This window comes from Microbacterium sp. MEC084 (genome assembly GCF_004514465.2).
GTDB lineage: Bacteria > Actinomycetota > Actinomycetes > Actinomycetales > Microbacteriaceae > Microbacterium.
Genome location: NZ_MYFP02000014.1, coordinates 23,610 through 38,738, shown reverse-complemented (window position 1 = coordinate 38,738; position 15,129 = coordinate 23,610). Strand labels below are relative to the sequence as shown.

Here is a 15,129-nt window from a genome sequence, read left to right as displayed (position 1 = left end):
CCGGTTCTTGCGGCCCTGAGTGGTCAGGGCGCCCTCTTCGCGCCGCCTAGACTGGTCCGGTGAGCGAAACCGTCGACGTCGTGCTCATCGGTGGCGGAATCATGAGCGCCACCCTGGGCACCCTCCTCAAAGAACTTCAGCCCGACTGGAACATCGTCGCGTTCGAGCGACAGGGCGAGGTCGCGCAGGAGAGCTCCAACGCGTGGAACAACGCCGGAACCGGTCACGCCGCGCTGTGCGAGCTGAACTACATGCCGAACGCCGAGGACCCCTCCAAGGCGATCCAGATCAATGAGCAGTTCCAGCAGAGCCGCCAGCTGTGGGCGTCGCTGATCGCCAAGGGCGTGCTCGACGAGCCGAAGACCTTCATCAACGCCACCCCGCACATGACGTTCGTGCGCGGTGAGAAGGACGTCGCGTACCTGCGCCGCCGCTACGAGGTCCTGAAGGACCAGCCGCTGTTCGCGGGCATCGAGTACTCCGAGGACTCGCGCGTCATCAACCAGTGGGCGCCGCTGCTCATGCAGAAGCGCCTCAAGAAGGACGAGCCGTTTGCGGCCACGCGCGCGCCGTCCGGCACCGACGTCGACTTCGGCGCGCTCACCCGCCAGCTGTTCGACCACCTCACCGAGAACGGTCTCGACCTGCGCCTCAACCACGAGGTGCGCAAGCTCCGCCGCCAGAAGGACGGCACGTGGCTCGTGAAGTACCGCCACAAGGTCGGCAAGACCCCGGGCGAGCTGCGCGCGCGCTTCGTGTTCGTCGGCGCCGGCGGCTGGGCCATCAAGCTGCTGCAGGGCGCGGGCATCCGCGAGATCCGCGGCTACGGCGTGTTCCCGATCGGCGGCCAGTTCCTCAAGACGTCCAATCCGGCGGTCGTGGCGCAGCACCGGGCCAAGGTGTACTCGCAGGCCGCCGTGGGCGCGCCGCCCATGTCGGTGCCGCACCTTGACGCGCGCATGGTCGACGGCGAGGGATCGCTCATGTTCGGCCCGTTCGCGACGTTCAGCCCCAAGTTCCTCAAGGACGGGTCGCTGCTCGACATCGTCACGCAGGTCCGCGCCCACAACCTGGGCTCGATGCTCAAGGTCGGCGCGACGAACCTCGACCTCGTGAAGTACCTGGTCAGCGAGCTGCTCAAGAGCCGCGCGAAGAAGCTCGAGAGCCTGCGCGAGTTCATGCCCACCGCGAAGGACGAGGACTGGGAGCTCATCCAGGCCGGCCAGCGCGCCCAGGTCATGAAGGGCGGCAAGCTCCAGTTCGGCACCGAGGTGGTCGCCGCCGCCGACGGGTCCATCGCGGGCCTGCTGGGCGCCTCGCCGGGCGCCTCGACCGCGGCGACGATCATGCTCAACCTGATCAAGTCGTGCTTCCCGGATCGCCTCGGCGAGTGGGAGCCGAAGCTGCGCGAGCTCATCCCGAGCTACGGTGACTTCCTCAACGACGACCCCGCGAAGGCCGCCGCCAACACGCAGGCGACCGCGCAGGCGCTCGGCATCACGGCCTGATCGTGCCGTCGATCACGGTCTCGGCGATCGCGTTCCTGCGCGACGACGGCCGTGTGCTCACCGTGCGCAAGCGCGGCACGCAGCGGTACATGCTGCCCGGCGGCAAGCCCGAGGCGGGGGAGCGCGCGATCGACACCGCCGTGCGCGAGGTGCGCGAGGAGCTCGGCATCGAGATCGGGCCGGATGCGCTGCGGCCGCTCGGCGAGTTCGACTCGCACGCCGCGAACGAGGCGGGCCACGCGCTGCGGGCGACCGTGTTCGTGACGCGGGAGCCCGTGGATCCGGTGGCGCAGGCCGAGATCGACGACCTGCGCTGGGCCGATCCGGCCGACCCGGACGACGCGCAGGCGCCGCTCAACCTCGACCTGGTGTTCCCGCTGCTCGTCCAGCTCGCCTGATCCCGGCGGATTCCCCGGGTCCGCTGTCGGTGCATCCTCGTATCCTGGAGGGCGAGCCACACGACGGGAGGAGATCCGGATGACCGCGCCCGATCCCCGCCTGCCGCGCACCGGCCCGCTCGACCCGCTCGCGTCCGACCCGCGTCACGTGGTGTTCGCATTCGACCAGGCGGTGGACCGCATCGGCGAGGAGGCCGGCTTCCTCGCGCTGGGCGACAACCGCCAGGCCGCGCGGTACGTGGCCGACGCCCACGCCGTGCTCGATGACGTGCGGGCGACCATGCACCGGATCGACGCGCGCGCGAGCGACCCCATGCTCCGCAAGGGCGCCCGCAGGCGACTGCACGCGCTCGCCGTGTCGGTCGCCGAGGCCGGGCTGCGTGACGCGGAGCACGTGTCCAAGACCGCGCGGCACCTGAGCGCCCCCGCGAAGCCCGGCAGCGCGCTGCGCGTGCACGCCGTCAAGGCCGCCGCGTGGGGCGTCGAGAAGTGGACGGGCTCGCCCCTCGCGCCGATCGAGCTGCGCAGCACGGCGGCCGCCACCCAGGCGGTCACGGCGGTCGAGCCCATCGTGCGCCGCGGGCGGCTGCGCCGGGCACCCGGATCGCGGAGCCTGCGCCGCACGGGCATCGTGACGGCCGCGGTGGGCGGCGGCTCGCTGGCGCTGTACGGCGCCTGGAGCCTCGTCGCCCCGCTGCTCGGGCTCGGCTGAGGCCGGCCCTAGGCTGGATCCGTGGCCAAACTGTACTTCCGCTACGGCGCGATGAACTCGGGGAAGTCCACCGCGCTGCTGCAGGCCGCCTACAACTACGAGGAGCGCGGGCAGCGCGTGCTGCTGGCCAAGCCCGCGATCGACACCAAGGGCGCCGACCAGGTCGAGTCGCGGCTCGGCATGACGCGCAAGGTCGACTTCCTCATCCGGCCGGGCGACTCCGCGCGCGAGCTGTTCCGCGCGCACCGGGAGCGCGTGCGCGCCGAGGAGGGCGCGCTGATCCCCGGAGAGGCCCCCGCCGACGTCGCGTGCCTGCTGATCGACGAGGCGCAGTTCCTGACCCCCGCGCAGGTCGACGACGTCTTCCGGATCGCGGTCGAGGACGGCATCCCCGTCATGGCCTACGGCATCCGCACCGACTTCCGCACCGAGGCGTTCCCCGGATCGCGCCGGCTGCTGGAGATCGCGCACTCGCTGGAGGAGCTCAAGACCATCTGCCGCTGCGGGCGCAAGGCGCTGTTCAACGGCCGCGTGATCGGCGGCCGGTTCGTGTTCGACGGCGACCAGGTCGCGATCGATGCCGCCACCGCCGCGGTGCGCGACGAGCACTTCGTCACGTACGAGTCGCTCTGCGGTGCGTGTTACCTGCAGGAATCGGGCGGAGTGCTCGCGCCTTCTTCTTGAGAAGCGTCTCGCACGCTCGCGCCGACGCTCCGCGCCGGACACTCGCGAGCGAGGAACGTCGCTTCGCTCCGTTCGGCAGCGCTTCGCGCCGCGGGGGTCGCTTCGCTCCACGCTCGCTGCGCTCGCAGGGTGGCGGGTCGAGACGCGGCACCTCGGGGCGATCCGGTTCTGAAAGGATGGAGCCATGAAGGTTCTCCTTGCCGGCGGCGCCGGGTACATCGGCGCCCACACGGCCGTCTCCCTGCTGGACGCGGGCCACGAGGTGATCCTGCTCGACAACCTCGACAACACCAGTGCGGTCGTCGAGCAGCGGATCGAGCAGATCACCGGCAAGAAGGCTCCCCTCGTGATCGGGGACGCGGCCGACGATGAGATCGTCGAGCAGGCGTTCACGGAGCACGGCCCGTTCGACGCGATCATCCACTTCGCCGCGCACAAGGCGGTGGGGGAGTCGACCCAGCGGCCGCTCGACTACTACGCGAACAACCTCGACTCGACGTTCGCGCTGCTGCGCGTCGGGCTGGCGCGCGGCATCCGGTCGTTCGTGTTCTCGAGCACCGGCACCGTTTACTCCGACCCGGCCGACCTGCCGTTCACCGAGGAGGCCACGCGCGACCTCGTCGAGCTGTCGAACCCGTACTCCAAGACCAAGCTCATGAACGAGGTCGTGCTGCAGGACGTCCAGCGCGTGAACCCCGAGGTGAGCATCACGTCGCTGCGCTACTTCAACCCGGTCGGCGCGCACGAGTCGGGCCTGATCGGCGAGGACCCGCAGGGCATCCCGAACAACCTCATGCCCTTCGTGGCGCGCGTGGCGGTCGGCCGCCTCGACGTGATCAACGTCTTCGGCGACGACTACGACACCCCGGACGGCACGGGCCAGCGCGACTACATCCACGTCGTCGACCTGGCCGAGGGGCACGTCGCGGCGCTCGAGAAGGCGAAGCCCGGCTTCGAGGCGTACAACCTCGGCACGGGCCGCCCGGTCAGCGTGCTCGAGCTGATCGCGTCGTTCGAGAGGGCGATCGGTCGCGAGCTGCCCAAGCAGATCGCGCCGCGTCGCCCGGGCGACCTCGCCGCGACCTACTGCGACCCGGGCAAGGCCGAGCGCGAGCTGGGCTGGAAGGCGCGCCTGACGATCGATGACATGACCCGCGACGTCTGGCACTGGCAGCAGAACAACCCCGGCGGCTACGAGGGCTGAGCCCCCGCCTCTCACGGAGCCCGTCCCGCACCCGCGGGGCGGGCTCGTTGCGTGGTCTGACCACACGCGGTAGTGTGGTCGGACCACAGCGAAGGGGGTGTCATGGCGCAGGACGAGGTCTCGCCGCGCGCGTGGCGCTCCGTGCTCGAGCGGATCGAGGCGGACCTGCTGGAGGGGCGCCTCGCGCCGGGCGACCGCCTGCCCGGCGAGCGCGACCTCGCCGCGAAGCTCGGCGTCGGCCGCTCGAGTGTCCGCGAGGCGCTGCGGGTGCTGGAGTCGATGGGGCTCGTGCGCACGGCGACCGGATCGGGCCCGTCCGCTGGCGCCATGATCGTCGCGGCCCCGCAGGGCGGGCTCGCGACCCTGCTGCGCCTGCAGCTCGCGGCGCAGGGCTTCCCGTTCGCCGACGTGGTGGCGACCCGCGCCGTGCTCGAGGCCTCGGTCGTCGAGGCGCTCGCCGCCCGCGCGCGCGAAGGCGAGGTGCTCGACCTCGCCGAGCCCGACAGCCTGCTCGCCGCCATGGCCGCCGACGGGCTCGACCCCGACGACTTCCTCGCGCTCGACGCGCGCTTCCACCTGTCGCTCGCCGAGGCGTCCGGCAACGCGGTCGTCGTGGCCGTCATGGCGGGCCTGCGCACCGCGATCGAGTCCTACGCGCGCGAGGGCGCCGCCGCCGTGCCCGACTGGCCCGCGCTGGTGGCCGGGCTGCGCGCCGAGCACGCGGCCGTCCTGGACGCCGTGCGCTCCGGCGATCCGGAGCTCGCGCGCGAGCGCATCCGCACCCACATCACCGGCTTCTACACGCGCACGCACGCGCTCGGCGGAGCTCCCGCCGGCGCGGACGCGTGAACCGACCCGAGAGAGGATCCCCATGGTCAAGCGCCAGCTCCCCAACCCGAAGGACATCTTCGAGTACGTCCAGTTCAAGAAGCCCACGTTCAACGGCAGGCAGCGCCGCCTGCAGGACGCCCTGACGATCTACGACCTGCGCGCGATCGCGAAGCGGCGCACGCCCGCGGCCGCGTTCGACTACACCGACGGAGCCGCCGAGGGCGAGCTGTCGATCCTGCGCGCGCGCCAGGCGTTCGAGGACATCGAGTTCCACCCGGACATCCTGCGCCCCGCCGAGGACGTCGACACGTCGACGGAGATCCTGGGCGGCCCCAGCGCCATGCCGTTCGGCATCGCGCCGACCGGCTTCACCCGCCTGATGCAGACCGAGGGCGAGATCGCCGGTGCGGGCGCGGCGGGGGCGGCGGGCATCCCGTTCACCCTGTCGACGCTCGGCACGACCTCGATCGAGGACGTCAAGGCCGCCAACCCGGACGGCCGCAACTGGTTCCAGCTGTACGTGCTGCGCGACCGCGAGGTGTCCTACGGCCTCGTCGAGCGCGCGGCCGCGGCCGGCTTCGACACGCTGCACTTCACGGTCGACACTCCCGTCGCGGGCAACCGCATGCGCGACTACCGCAACGGCTTCTCGATCCCCCCGCAGCTGACCGTCAAGACCGTGCTCGACACGCTGCCGCGGCCGTGGTGGTGGTTCGACTTCCTCACGACGCCCAAGCTCGAGTTCGCCTCGCTGAAGTCGACCGGCGGCACGGTCGGCGACCTGATCGGCCAGGCCATGGACCCGACCATCAGCTACGAGGACCTCGCCACCATCCGCGAGCTGTGGCCCGGCAAGATCGTGATCAAGGGCGTGCAGAACGTGCCGGACGCCGTGAAGCTCATCGACATGGGCGTCGACGGGCTGGTGCTCTCGAACCACGGCGGCCGCCAGCTGGACCGTGCGCCGATCCCGTTCCACCTGCTGCCGCGTGTGGTGCGCGAGGTCGGCAGGGACGCCACGGTGATGATCGACACCGGCATCATGAACGGCGCCGACATCGTCGCCTCGGTGGCGCTGGGCGCGAAGTTCACGCACATCGGCCGCGCGTACCTGTACGGCCTGATGGCCGGCGGCCGCGCGGGCGTGGACCGCACGATCGCCATCCTGCGCAGCGAGATCGAGCGGACCATGAAGCTGCTCGGCGTGCAGTCGCTCGAGGAGCTCGAGCCGCGCCACGTGACGCAGCTGACGCGCGTGCTGCCCGTGCCCGTGGCCTACGGCGAGGCCGCCGAGGCGCTCGCCCCGACGTCCGCGCCCGTCCGCACGCCGCGGGCCACGAGCAAGGCGGCCGCGAAGCCCCGCACCAAGGCCGCCGCGAAGACCCCCGCGGCCGAGACGGCCGCCGAGGCCGGCACGACGCCGCTCGAGGCGGTCGAGCAGTCCTCGGAGGCCGTGGAGGCCGCCGAGAAGGCCGTCGCCGACTGACGCCCTCAGACGCGAACAGGGCCCCGGATGATCCGGGGCCCCGTTCGCGTGGAAGCTCGCGTCAGACGCGCACGCCGAGCGTCGGGATGAGCGCGTCGAGCTTGTCGGCCGTGTCCTCCCAGCCCTCGACCGAGACGCACTCGACCTCGCCCATGGCGAGCACGGGGAAGTCGTTGCCGTCCGGGTCCAGGCGGTCGCCGTAGAACAGCATGTCGGCGAGCGAGATGCCCGTCTCCTCGGCCAGGCGGCGCATTCCGTAGGCCTTGTCGATGCCCTTGCGGGTGATGTCGACCGACGTGGACCCGCCGGAGCGCACCTCGAGGTCGGGCACGCGCAGGGCCACGGCGTCGCGGAGGGCGGACTTGCGCTCGCCCGTGGGGTCCCACGCCTTCTTGGCGTCGACCGGCGCGGCCTGGCCGAGCGCCGAGAACGTGATCTGCGAGCCGCGGTCCTCGAGGATGTCGCCCCAGGTCTGCGACTCCCACAGGCCCAGGCGCTTCGCCTCCTCCTCGACGGCGGTCAGCGCGCGCCGCTTCTCGTCCGGCGTCAGGTCCTGCGCGTAGAGCATGACGAGCTCGTCGCCCTGGAAGCGGAAGTACTGCGTGCCGCACGTGGGCAGCAGGTGGATGTGCGACAGCGTCTCGGACGGCGCCTCCGGCAGCCGCTCGACCACCTGGGTGCGGAACTGCACGATCTGCCCGCCCGAGATGATCGCGACCTCGACCCGGTCGGCCAGTGCGATCAGCAGCTCGCCGATGCGCGGATCGATCGGGCTCTTCGAGGGGGCGAGGGTGTCGTCGAGATCGAAGGCGACGACCCGGGGCGCGAAGGTCATGGCCTCCAGCCTACGACGTCGCCCTGAGGGGGCCCGAATCCCGGCGGCGCGCGCGGGCCGGGCGCGGTTCGTGGCACCGCCCGGCATCAGGTAGACTTGCAGGGTTGCAAAACGGGGTGTGGCGCAGCTTGGTAGCGCGCTTCGTTCGGGACGAAGAGGCCGCAGGTTCAAATCCTGTCACCCCGACCAGCAGAAGAGGGACCCGCCGACAGGCGGGTCCCTCTTCTCGTCTGCGGAGGACGCGACCCGATCAGACCGTCAGCGTGCGCAGCCACGCGGCGGTGAGGTAGTCCGTTCCGCCGGTGTCGGCGAGGCTGTCGTCCGCGTCGTGGTGCAGCACGCCGCGCAGGGCGTAGCCGGCCTCGGCGTGAGCCCGCGCCTGGGGGTCGCGCGGCACGGCGCCCTCGCCGCCCACCGCGACGATCGCGTCGCCGCCGAGATCCGAGCGGTGCATGGTGACCGCGCGCACCCGGACGCGCCCGTAGCGACGCGCCTGGTCCTCGGCCGCCGCGATCAGCAGCCCCTCCAGCCCCGCGCTGCGCCGGGGCACGTACACCGCGACGTCGGCGTGCAGGCCGCCGCGGGGCGCCGCGATGTGGGCCGCGCCGACCGCCCGCGTCCCGCTGCGCGCGAGCAGCGCCGTGCGGAGCGCGTCGTGCTCGTCCTGCAGCTCGGCGAGCAGCTCGTCGGCCGTGCTCAGGGGAGCGCCCCCGCCGGTCTGCTCGTTGGTCACTACGCCCAGGATCTCGGCGTAGTCGCGGAAGTCCCGCGCGCCGGGGACGCCCAGGCTCTGCGGCAGCGCGACGGGCTTGATCTCGACGGGAATCATCGCCGCCCATCCTGCCAGCGGTGGGCGAAGCCCTCGGGCACCTCGGACGGCTCGTCGCCGAACGGGCGTCGGGGTCTACGCGCGGGGCGCGAGGGTGATGAGGGAGACCTCGGGGCGGCACGCGAAGCGCACCGGCGCGTAGATCGAGTGGCCGAGGCCGGCGCTGACGTTGAGCGGCACGATGCGCCCGCGATGCGTCCACATCGACAGGCCGCGGGCCTGGCGCAACGGGATGTCGCAGTTCGCCACGAGCGCGCCGTAGAACGGCACGCGCACCTGTCCGCCGTGTGTGTGCCCCGCGAAGAGCATGTCGGCGCCGAGGGCGGTGAAGCCGTCGAGCACCCGGCGGTAGGGGGCGTGCGCGACGCCGAGCGTCAGCGGGGCCTCGGGCTGGTCGGCCAGCGCGGCCGCCGCGGCATCGAGGTCGTCGGAGTCGTGGTGTGCGTCCGCGACGCCCACGAACCGGATGCGGCTGCCCCGCACCGTGAGCGTCGTCGCGCCGTTGTCGACGTCGACCCAGCCGAGCTCGTCCGTAATGAACCCGTCGAGGGCCTCGGTGTCGAGCCGGACGGCCTTGGGGGCGCGCTCCGAGGGACCACGGAAGTAGTGGAACGGATTGCGGGGCCCGGGGCCCCAGTAGTCGTTCGACCCGTGCACGAACACCCCGGGCACGCCCCGGAGCGGCGCGAGGGCCTCACGGATGCCGGCGATGCCGTCGGCGTGACCGAGGCTGTCGCCCGTGCTGATCACGAGATCGGGGCGCAGGGCGACGAGTCCGGCCATCCACTGCCGCTTGCGGCGCTGCCAGGGAGCCATGTGGGCGTCCGAGATGTGCAGGATCCGGATGGGCGTCGCGCCGCGGTCCAGGAGCCGCACCACGTGGCGCCGGACCGTGAACAGCTGACGCTCGATGCCGACGCCCCAGACGGCGGCCGCCGCGCCGGCCGCGCCGACGGCGGCCAGCGCCGTCAGCGCGCTCCGCGAGGCCGACGCCACTAGTCGCCGTTCCCGTTGCCGCCGCCGTTGCCGTTCCCGTTGCCGCCGCCCTCGCCGCCGCCGCCATCACAGTCGGCGGCTTCGTAGTGCACGACGACCGCAGTCGAGCGGTTCGTCACGGTGCCGGCGGCGGGATCCGTGCCGATCGCCCGGCCCGCCCCGGCCTCGCCGTTGTCTCGACACGGGCCGAGCGACACGTTCGCGAAGCCGGCCCCCTGGATCGCGGCGACCGCCGCGCTCGGCGCCTGGCCGCGCACATCGGGCACCTGCGCGCCCTGGCCGTTGCTCGGCGAGATCGTCACGGTCGTGCCGCTCGCGACGCGGCCCGAGGGCGGATCCTGCGTCTCGACGACACCGGCCGGGCGCGAGCCCGGGACCGGGGCGCCCACGCTGACGCCGAAGCCGGCCGCGCGCAGCGTCCGCTCGGCGTCGGCGACCGACATGCCGACCACGTTCGGCAGCGTCACGAGGATGCGGCGCGTCAGGTTCGGGTCGGCCGGCGGGAACTCGCCGCCGGGGTAGGCCGCGTTCGCGGCGCCCTGCACGGCCCGGGAGATCTGGAAGCGCAGCTGCGACATCTGCCAGCCGTTGACCCACGTGCGGAACACGTCGACCTCGCCGCGGGCGTTGCCGACCCACACCGCCGTCGTGGCCTTGGTGGACGACTGGATCATCGACGTCTGCCACTTCTCGTGCGTACCGGTCTTGCCGATCACGGGGACGCCGTCGGCCACGCGGGCAGGGGTGCCGGTGCCGCCGCTGTTCATCACGGTGGACAGGGCCGACGCCGCGGTCGCGGCCACCTCGGGGGAGAGCTTCTGCTCGCACTTCGACTGGGGCAGCGGCATCTCCTCGCCGTTGGCGTCGACGACCTTCTCGATCGCCTTCGGCGGGCACTGCATGCCGTTGTTGGCGATCGTCGCGTACACCGACGCCATCGCCATCGGGGCGATGTTGAACGAACCGAGGATGTCGAAGGGCACGGGGTGGCCCTCGATGGTCGAGATCTGCTGGCCGTCTCCGGTCTTCACGTTCAGGCGGTCGGCCACGCGCATGATGTCGCACAGGTTCAGGCGCGACGCCATCGCCAGGTAGCCCGAGTTCAGCGAGTCGCGCGTGAAGCTCTGCACCGTGCCGGTGTACCCGCCGACGTTGTTGAAGTTGCCGATCTTCGACGTCTGCGGGATCGGGTTGCCGTCGCAGTTGAAGCCGGGGAACGACGTGCGGTTCACGCCGTTGAGCACCTCGTTGATCGAGTGGTCCTTCTCGAGCCAGTCGAGCAGCGTGAACACCTTGAACGTCGATCCCACCGAGAAGCCGTTCGAGCCGCCGTGCGTCCGATCGCTGGCGTACACGAGCGACGAGTAGCCGGGCTCGGACTCGATGACGGAGGGGTCCTCGCTGAAGCGCGTGTTCTGCGCCATCGCCAGGATCTTGCCCGTGTCCGCCTCGAGCGTCACGGCCGTCGCGCCGAACTCCATCCCGTCGACGTGAGCCGGCGCGTAGTCGCGCATGGCCTGCTCGGCCGGCAGCTGCACGTTCAGGTCGAGCGTCGTGTGGACGCTCAGGCCGCCGCGGCGCAGCAGCTCGCGGCGCTCCTCGGGGGAGTCGCCGAAGGCCGGGTCGTTCTCGATGATGCTCTTGACGTACTGGCAGAAGTAGGCGGATCCGCCGGCCGCGACGCAGCCCTGCTGGCGGGGCTGGATGTTCGGCTCGATCTCGGAGGCGTGCGCCTCCTTGTACTCGTCCTCGGTGATCTTGCCGTCCTCGTAGAGGCGCGTGAGCACGTAGTTGCGGCGGTCCTTGGTGGCGGCATAGCCGTTCGCCTCGCCGTTGTCCTCGCGGTCGGGCTGGTCGATCCGGTAGTAGTTCGGGTTCTGCACGATGCCGGCGAGCGTCGCCGCCTGCGCGATCGTGAGGTCCTTGGCCGTGGTGTCGAAGTAGTACTCGGCGGCGGCCTCGATGCCGTACGTCACACCGCCGAAGTTGGCGATGTTGAGGTAGCCGAGCAGGATGTCGTTCTTCGAGTACTCCTTCTCGATGGCGATCGCGTACCGCATCTCCTGCAGCTTGCGTGCATAGCCCTCGGTGCCCTTGGCCTGGGTCGCCTCGATGAAGCAGGCCTGCTTCTCCTCGTCGGACTGCGCATCCTTCTCGCACTGCTGGATCAGCACGTTCTTGACGTACTGCTGGCTGATGGAGGAGCCGCCCTGCGTGCTGCTGCTCGTGGCGTTGTTGATCAGCGCGCGCGTCGTGCCGATCAGGTCGACGCCGCCGTGCTCGTAGTAGCGGGGGTCCTCGCTCGACAGGATCGCGTCGTACATGATCGTCGAGACCTCGTCGTACTCCACGGGCACGCGGTTCTGGTCGTAGAACGACGCGAGCGGGTACGGCTCGTCGCTGTTGGGGTCGTCGACGTAGATCGTGGTCGGCAGCATGGGCTGGTCGACCTCGAGGTAGCTCGGCAGGCTGTCGAACAGCGAGATCGCGCTCGACGCGGCGTAGCCCGACACGGCGATGGCCGGGGTGACCGTGGCGGTGACGAGGACACCGGCGACCGCGCTCAGACCGACGAGGCCGAGCACGCCACCGAGCACACCGCTGGCCGTCCTTTTCGCAAGAGGCATAGGGTGATCGTAAGCCGTCAGCCTGGACAGGCCCTCCGGATGCCGGGCGCGCCAGGCGACCGGCTCACCCCGATCCCGGCGCCGCGTCGCCGCCTCCCCAACCGGAAGGACGCTCCATGACCACGTGGGAGTACCTCACCACGCCCCTGCTGATCCACAACACCGCGGCCATCCTGAACAACTGGGGCAAGCAGGGCTGGGAGCTCGTCCAGGTCGTGCCGAACAGCGAGGGCGGCCTGGTCGCCTACCTGAAGCGGCCCGTCGGCGGGGGCGCCGCCAACGCGGGACTGTCGGCCGCGCAGGAGGCCGCCAAGCAGTTCGAGGGCGAGCAGTGAGCGTCTCGGCCCGCCTGGCCGAGCTCGGCATCGAGCTGCCGGCGGTCGTGCCGCCCGTCGCGGCGTACATCCCCGCGAAGGCGCACGGCGACGTCGTGCAGACCTCGGGTCAGCTGCCCATGGTGGACGGCGCGCTGCCCGTCACCGGCAAGGTCGGTGAGGGCGACGGCTTCGTCGACGCCGCGACCGCCAAGGACCTCGCGCGCCGCTGCGCCCTGAACGCGATTGCGGCGGCCGCGGACGCGGTCGGCGGCGTCGACCGCCTCACCGGCGTGCTGAAGGTCACGGGCTTCGTCGCGTCCGACCCGGCGTTCACCGGGCAGCCCGGCGTGATCAACGGCGCGAGCGAGGTGCTCGGCGAGATCTTCGGCGAGGCCGGCCGCCACTCGCGCTCGGCCGTGGGCGTGCCCGTGCTGCCGCTCGACTCGCCCGTCGAGGTCGAGGTCGCCTTCACGTTCGCGTGAGTGGCTGTCGCCGGGCTTCGACTGGTCCCGGGCGGCGAGACTGGTCTCGGCGAGACCAGTCTCGCCTCCGAAGACCAGTCAACGCCATCGCGGTGAGAGAGAACGGCCCCGTCGGATGATCCGACGGGGCCGTTCCGCTGTTCAGGTCACTTCACCTGGGCGGAGATGACGCTCATGACCGCGGTGTCCGCGAGGGTCGTGGTGTCGCCGACCTCGCGGCCCTCGGCCACGTCGCGCAGCAGGCGGCGCATGATCTTGCCCGAGCGGGTCTTCGGGAGCTCGCCCACGATGTAGACGTCGCGGGGGCGGGCGATCGGTCCGATCTGCTCGCCGACCCACGCGCGCAGCTGCTGCGCGAGTCCCTCGGGGCCGTGCTCCTTGAGGTAGCTCTCCTTGAGGATCACGAACGCGACAACCGCCTGGCCGGTCGTCTCGTCCGACGCCCCGACGACGGCCGCCTCGGCGGTCGCCTCGTGCGCCACGAGCGCCGACTCGATCTCGGCCGTCGACAGGCGGTGGCCCGACACGTTCATGACGTCGTCGACGCGGCCCAGCAGCCAGATGTCGCCGTCCTCGTCGAGGCGCGCACCGTCGCCCGCGAAGTAGTAGCCCTGCGCCGCGAACTTCTCCCAGTACGTCTCCTTGAAGCGCTCCGGGTCGCCCCAGATGCCCCGCAGCATGCTGGGCCACGGCTCCGTGATCACGAGCAGCCCGCCCGCGTCGTTGCCCACGGGCTCGCCCTCCTCGGTGACCACGTCGATCGAGATGCCGGGCAGCGGCACCTGCGCGGAGCCGGGCTTGGTCTCGGTCACGCCGGGCAGGGCCGAGACCATGATCGCGCCGGTCTCGGTCTGCCACCACGTGTCGGCGATCGGGGTCTTGCCGGCCCCGATGACCTCGCGGTACCAGACCCACGCCTCGGGGTTGATGGGCTCGCCCACCGAGCCGAGCACGCGCAGGCTCGACAGGTCGCGCGACTGGGGGATCTGGCGGCCCTGCTTCATGAAGCCGCGGATGGCCGTGGGCGCCGTGTAGAAGATCGTCACGCCGTACTTCTCGATGACGTCCCACCAGCGGCCGGGCTCCGGGTGATCCGGCGTGCCCTCGTACAGCACCTGCGTGGCGCCGTTGGCGAGCGGCCCGTAGACGACGTACGAGTGGCCGGTGATCCATCCGATGTCGGCCGTGCACCAGTACACGTCGCTCTCGGGGTGCAGGTCGAACACGTTGCGGTGCGTGAACGCGGCCTGCGTCAGGTAGCCGCCCGACGTGTGCAGGATGCCCTTGGGCTTCCCGGTGGTTCCCGACGTGTACAGGATGAACAGCGGGTTCTCGGCCTCGAACGCCTGCGGCTCGTGCTCGGCCGAGGCCTGCGGCACGACGTCGTGGTACCAGATGTCGCGGCCGGGGGTCCAGTCGACGTCGTTCTCGCCGCGCTTGACGACGAGGACGTGCTCGACCGTCTCCTGCTCGCCGAGGCCGTTGCGGTCGGCGAGCGCCTGGTCCACGGCGGGCTTGAGCGGCGACACCTTGCCCTTGCGCCATCCGCCGTCGGCCGTGATCACGAGCTTGGCGCCCGCGTCATCGATGCGCGAGCGCAGGCTGTCGGCGCTGAAGCCGCCGAAGATGACCGAGTGGATGGCGCCCAGGCGCGCGACCGCGAGCATCGAGGCGACGGCCTCGGGGATCATGGGCAGGTAGATCGCGACGCGGTCGCCCTGGCCCACGCCGAGCTCCGTCAGCACGTTCGCGAGGCGCTTGACCTCGTCGGTCAGCTCTGCGTACGTGACGCGGCGCTCGTCGCCGGGCTCGCCCTCCCACAGCAGGGCGACGCGGTCGCCGTTTCCGGCCTCGACGTGGCGGTCGAGGCAGTTGTAGGCGACGTTCAGGGCGCCGTCGGCGAACCACTTCGCGAACGGCGGGTTCGACCAGTCGAGCACCTGCGTGAACGGCTTCTCCCAGTGCAGGAGCTCACGGGACTGCTCGGCCCAGAAGCCCTCACGGTCGGTGTCCGCCTTCTCGTACAGATCCGCGCCGGCCACCGCGTTCGCGGCGAACTCGGCCGAGGGCGCGAAGCGCCGGCTCTCGTTGAGGAGGTGGTCGATCTGGGTGCTCATCAGCTGCGCGCTCCTTTGCGACGTGGTGCCAGGCCGCATCCGAGCGGCCCCGGGCGCGGCGGCGCCCGTGCGGGAAGCCCCGCACGGCGAATGTAGCCCCGGG

14 protein-coding genes and 1 tRNA gene are annotated in these 15,129 nt (G+C 71.5%); 10 read left to right on the top strand and 5 right to left on the bottom strand.

The window, feature by feature from the left end; all coding sequences use genetic code 11:
* The first annotated feature begins 101 nt into the window (after positions 1 to 101).
* From mqo to B5M43_RS11495, 7 genes are all read left to right on the top strand, one after another.
* Positions 102 to 1,508, top strand: a complete 1,407-nt coding sequence (mqo, locus tag B5M43_RS11525) for a malate dehydrogenase (quinone) (protein WP_230668000.1) — start codon at positions 102 to 104, stop codon at positions 1,506 to 1,508.
* 2 nt (positions 1,509 to 1,510) lie between these two features.
* Complete coding sequence (locus B5M43_RS11520; RefSeq protein ID WP_055993690.1) at positions 1,511 to 1,906, top strand: NUDIX domain-containing protein; 396 nt, start codon at positions 1,511 to 1,513, stop codon at positions 1,904 to 1,906.
* Between the two features lie 79 nt (positions 1,907 to 1,985).
* The gene (locus tag B5M43_RS11515; protein ID WP_055993693.1) at positions 1,986 to 2,618 is read left to right on the top strand and encodes a hypothetical protein; all 633 of its coding nucleotides are present in this window, start codon (positions 1,986 to 1,988) and stop codon (positions 2,616 to 2,618) included.
* A gap of 21 nt (positions 2,619 to 2,639) precedes the next feature.
* A complete protein-coding gene (locus tag B5M43_RS11510) occupies positions 2,640 to 3,302 on the top strand; it encodes a thymidine kinase (RefSeq protein WP_055993696.1) in 663 nt (220 codons plus the stop codon).
* Positions 3,303 to 3,486: 184 nt separating this feature from the next.
* Positions 3,487 to 4,506: a UDP-glucose 4-epimerase GalE gene (gene galE, locus B5M43_RS11505; RefSeq protein ID WP_134746263.1), complete on the top strand. Its 1,020-nt coding sequence runs from the start codon at positions 3,487 to 3,489 to the stop codon at positions 4,504 to 4,506.
* Positions 4,507 to 4,608: 102 nt separating this feature from the next.
* Positions 4,609 to 5,355, top strand: a complete 747-nt coding sequence (locus tag B5M43_RS11500) for a FadR/GntR family transcriptional regulator (RefSeq protein ID WP_134746264.1) — start codon at positions 4,609 to 4,611, stop codon at positions 5,353 to 5,355.
* A 22-nt stretch (positions 5,356 to 5,377) separates the two neighbouring features.
* Positions 5,378 to 6,823 carry an alpha-hydroxy acid oxidase gene (locus B5M43_RS11495; protein ID WP_134746265.1) on the top strand — a complete coding sequence of 482 codons (1,446 nt, stop codon included), beginning with the start codon at positions 5,378 to 5,380 and terminating at the stop codon, positions 6,821 to 6,823.
* Between the two features lie 61 nt (positions 6,824 to 6,884).
* Here B5M43_RS11495 and B5M43_RS11490 read toward each other — a convergent pair whose 3' ends face one another.
* A complete protein-coding gene (locus B5M43_RS11490; protein WP_055993704.1) occupies positions 6,885 to 7,658 on the bottom strand; it encodes an HAD-IIB family hydrolase in 774 nt (257 codons plus the stop codon).
* A gap of 112 nt (positions 7,659 to 7,770) precedes the next feature.
* Here B5M43_RS11490 and B5M43_RS11485 point away from each other — a divergent pair.
* Positions 7,771 to 7,847: transfer RNA gene (locus B5M43_RS11485), tRNA-Pro, on the top strand.
* Between the two features lie 61 nt (positions 7,848 to 7,908).
* Here B5M43_RS11485 and B5M43_RS11480 read toward each other — a convergent pair.
* From B5M43_RS11480 to B5M43_RS11470, 3 genes are all read right to left on the bottom strand, one after another.
* Positions 7,909 to 8,487 carry a hypothetical protein gene (locus B5M43_RS11480; protein ID WP_134746235.1) on the bottom strand — a complete coding sequence of 193 codons (579 nt, stop codon included), beginning with the start codon at positions 8,485 to 8,487 and terminating at the stop codon, positions 7,909 to 7,911.
* Positions 8,488 to 8,562: 75 nt separating this feature from the next.
* Positions 8,563 to 9,483, bottom strand: a complete 921-nt coding sequence (locus B5M43_RS11475) for a metallophosphoesterase (RefSeq protein ID WP_134746236.1) — start codon at positions 9,481 to 9,483, stop codon at positions 8,563 to 8,565.
* Positions 9,483 to 12,110: a transglycosylase domain-containing protein gene (locus B5M43_RS11470; RefSeq protein ID WP_134746237.1), complete on the bottom strand. Its 2,628-nt coding sequence runs from the start codon at positions 12,108 to 12,110 to the stop codon at positions 9,483 to 9,485. The genes B5M43_RS11475 and B5M43_RS11470 overlap by 1 nt, the downstream gene beginning before the upstream one ends.
* 116 nt (positions 12,111 to 12,226) lie before the next feature.
* Here B5M43_RS11470 and B5M43_RS11465 point away from each other — a divergent pair, with 116 nt between their 5' ends.
* Both B5M43_RS11465 and B5M43_RS11460 read left to right on the top strand, forming a co-directional pair.
* Positions 12,227 to 12,445, top strand: a complete 219-nt coding sequence (locus B5M43_RS11465; RefSeq protein ID WP_134746238.1) for a DUF4177 domain-containing protein — start codon at positions 12,227 to 12,229, stop codon at positions 12,443 to 12,445.
* Positions 12,442 to 12,909: a RidA family protein gene (locus tag B5M43_RS11460; RefSeq protein WP_134746239.1), complete on the top strand. Its 468-nt coding sequence runs from the start codon at positions 12,442 to 12,444 to the stop codon at positions 12,907 to 12,909. The genes B5M43_RS11465 and B5M43_RS11460 overlap by 4 nt, the downstream gene beginning before the upstream one ends.
* A gap of 146 nt (positions 12,910 to 13,055) precedes the next feature.
* Here the strand turns inward: B5M43_RS11460 and acs are convergent, their stop codons facing one another.
* Positions 13,056 to 15,026, bottom strand: a complete 1,971-nt coding sequence (gene acs, locus B5M43_RS11455; RefSeq protein ID WP_134746240.1) for an acetate--CoA ligase — start codon at positions 15,024 to 15,026, stop codon at positions 13,056 to 13,058.
* Between the last annotated feature and the right edge of the window lie 103 nt (positions 15,027 to 15,129).

Coding starts and splice junctions, on each gene's coding strand:
- mqo (WP_230668000.1), top strand. CDS start 102: ATGAGCGCCACCCTGGGCACCCTCCTCAAAGAACTTCAGCCCGACTGG.
- B5M43_RS11515 (WP_055993693.1), top strand. CDS start 1,986: ATGACCGCGCCCGATCCCCGCCTGCCGCGCACCGGCCCGCTCGACCCG.
- galE (WP_134746263.1), top strand. CDS start 3,487: ATGAAGGTTCTCCTTGCCGGCGGCGCCGGGTACATCGGCGCCCACACG.
- B5M43_RS11500 (WP_134746264.1), top strand. CDS start 4,609: ATGGCGCAGGACGAGGTCTCGCCGCGCGCGTGGCGCTCCGTGCTCGAG.
- B5M43_RS11495 (WP_134746265.1), top strand. CDS start 5,378: ATGGTCAAGCGCCAGCTCCCCAACCCGAAGGACATCTTCGAGTACGTC.
- B5M43_RS11490 (WP_055993704.1), bottom strand. CDS start 7,658: ATGACCTTCGCGCCCCGGGTCGTCGCCTTCGATCTCGACGACACCCTC.
- B5M43_RS11480 (WP_134746235.1), bottom strand. CDS start 8,487: ATGATTCCCGTCGAGATCAAGCCCGTCGCGCTGCCGCAGAGCCTGGGC.
- B5M43_RS11470 (WP_134746237.1), bottom strand. CDS start 12,110: ATGCCTCTTGCGAAAAGGACGGCCAGCGGTGTGCTCGGTGGCGTGCTC.
- B5M43_RS11465 (WP_134746238.1), top strand. CDS start 12,227: ATGACCACGTGGGAGTACCTCACCACGCCCCTGCTGATCCACAACACC.
- acs (WP_134746240.1), bottom strand. CDS start 15,026: ATGAGCACCCAGATCGACCACCTCCTCAACGAGAGCCGGCGCTTCGCG.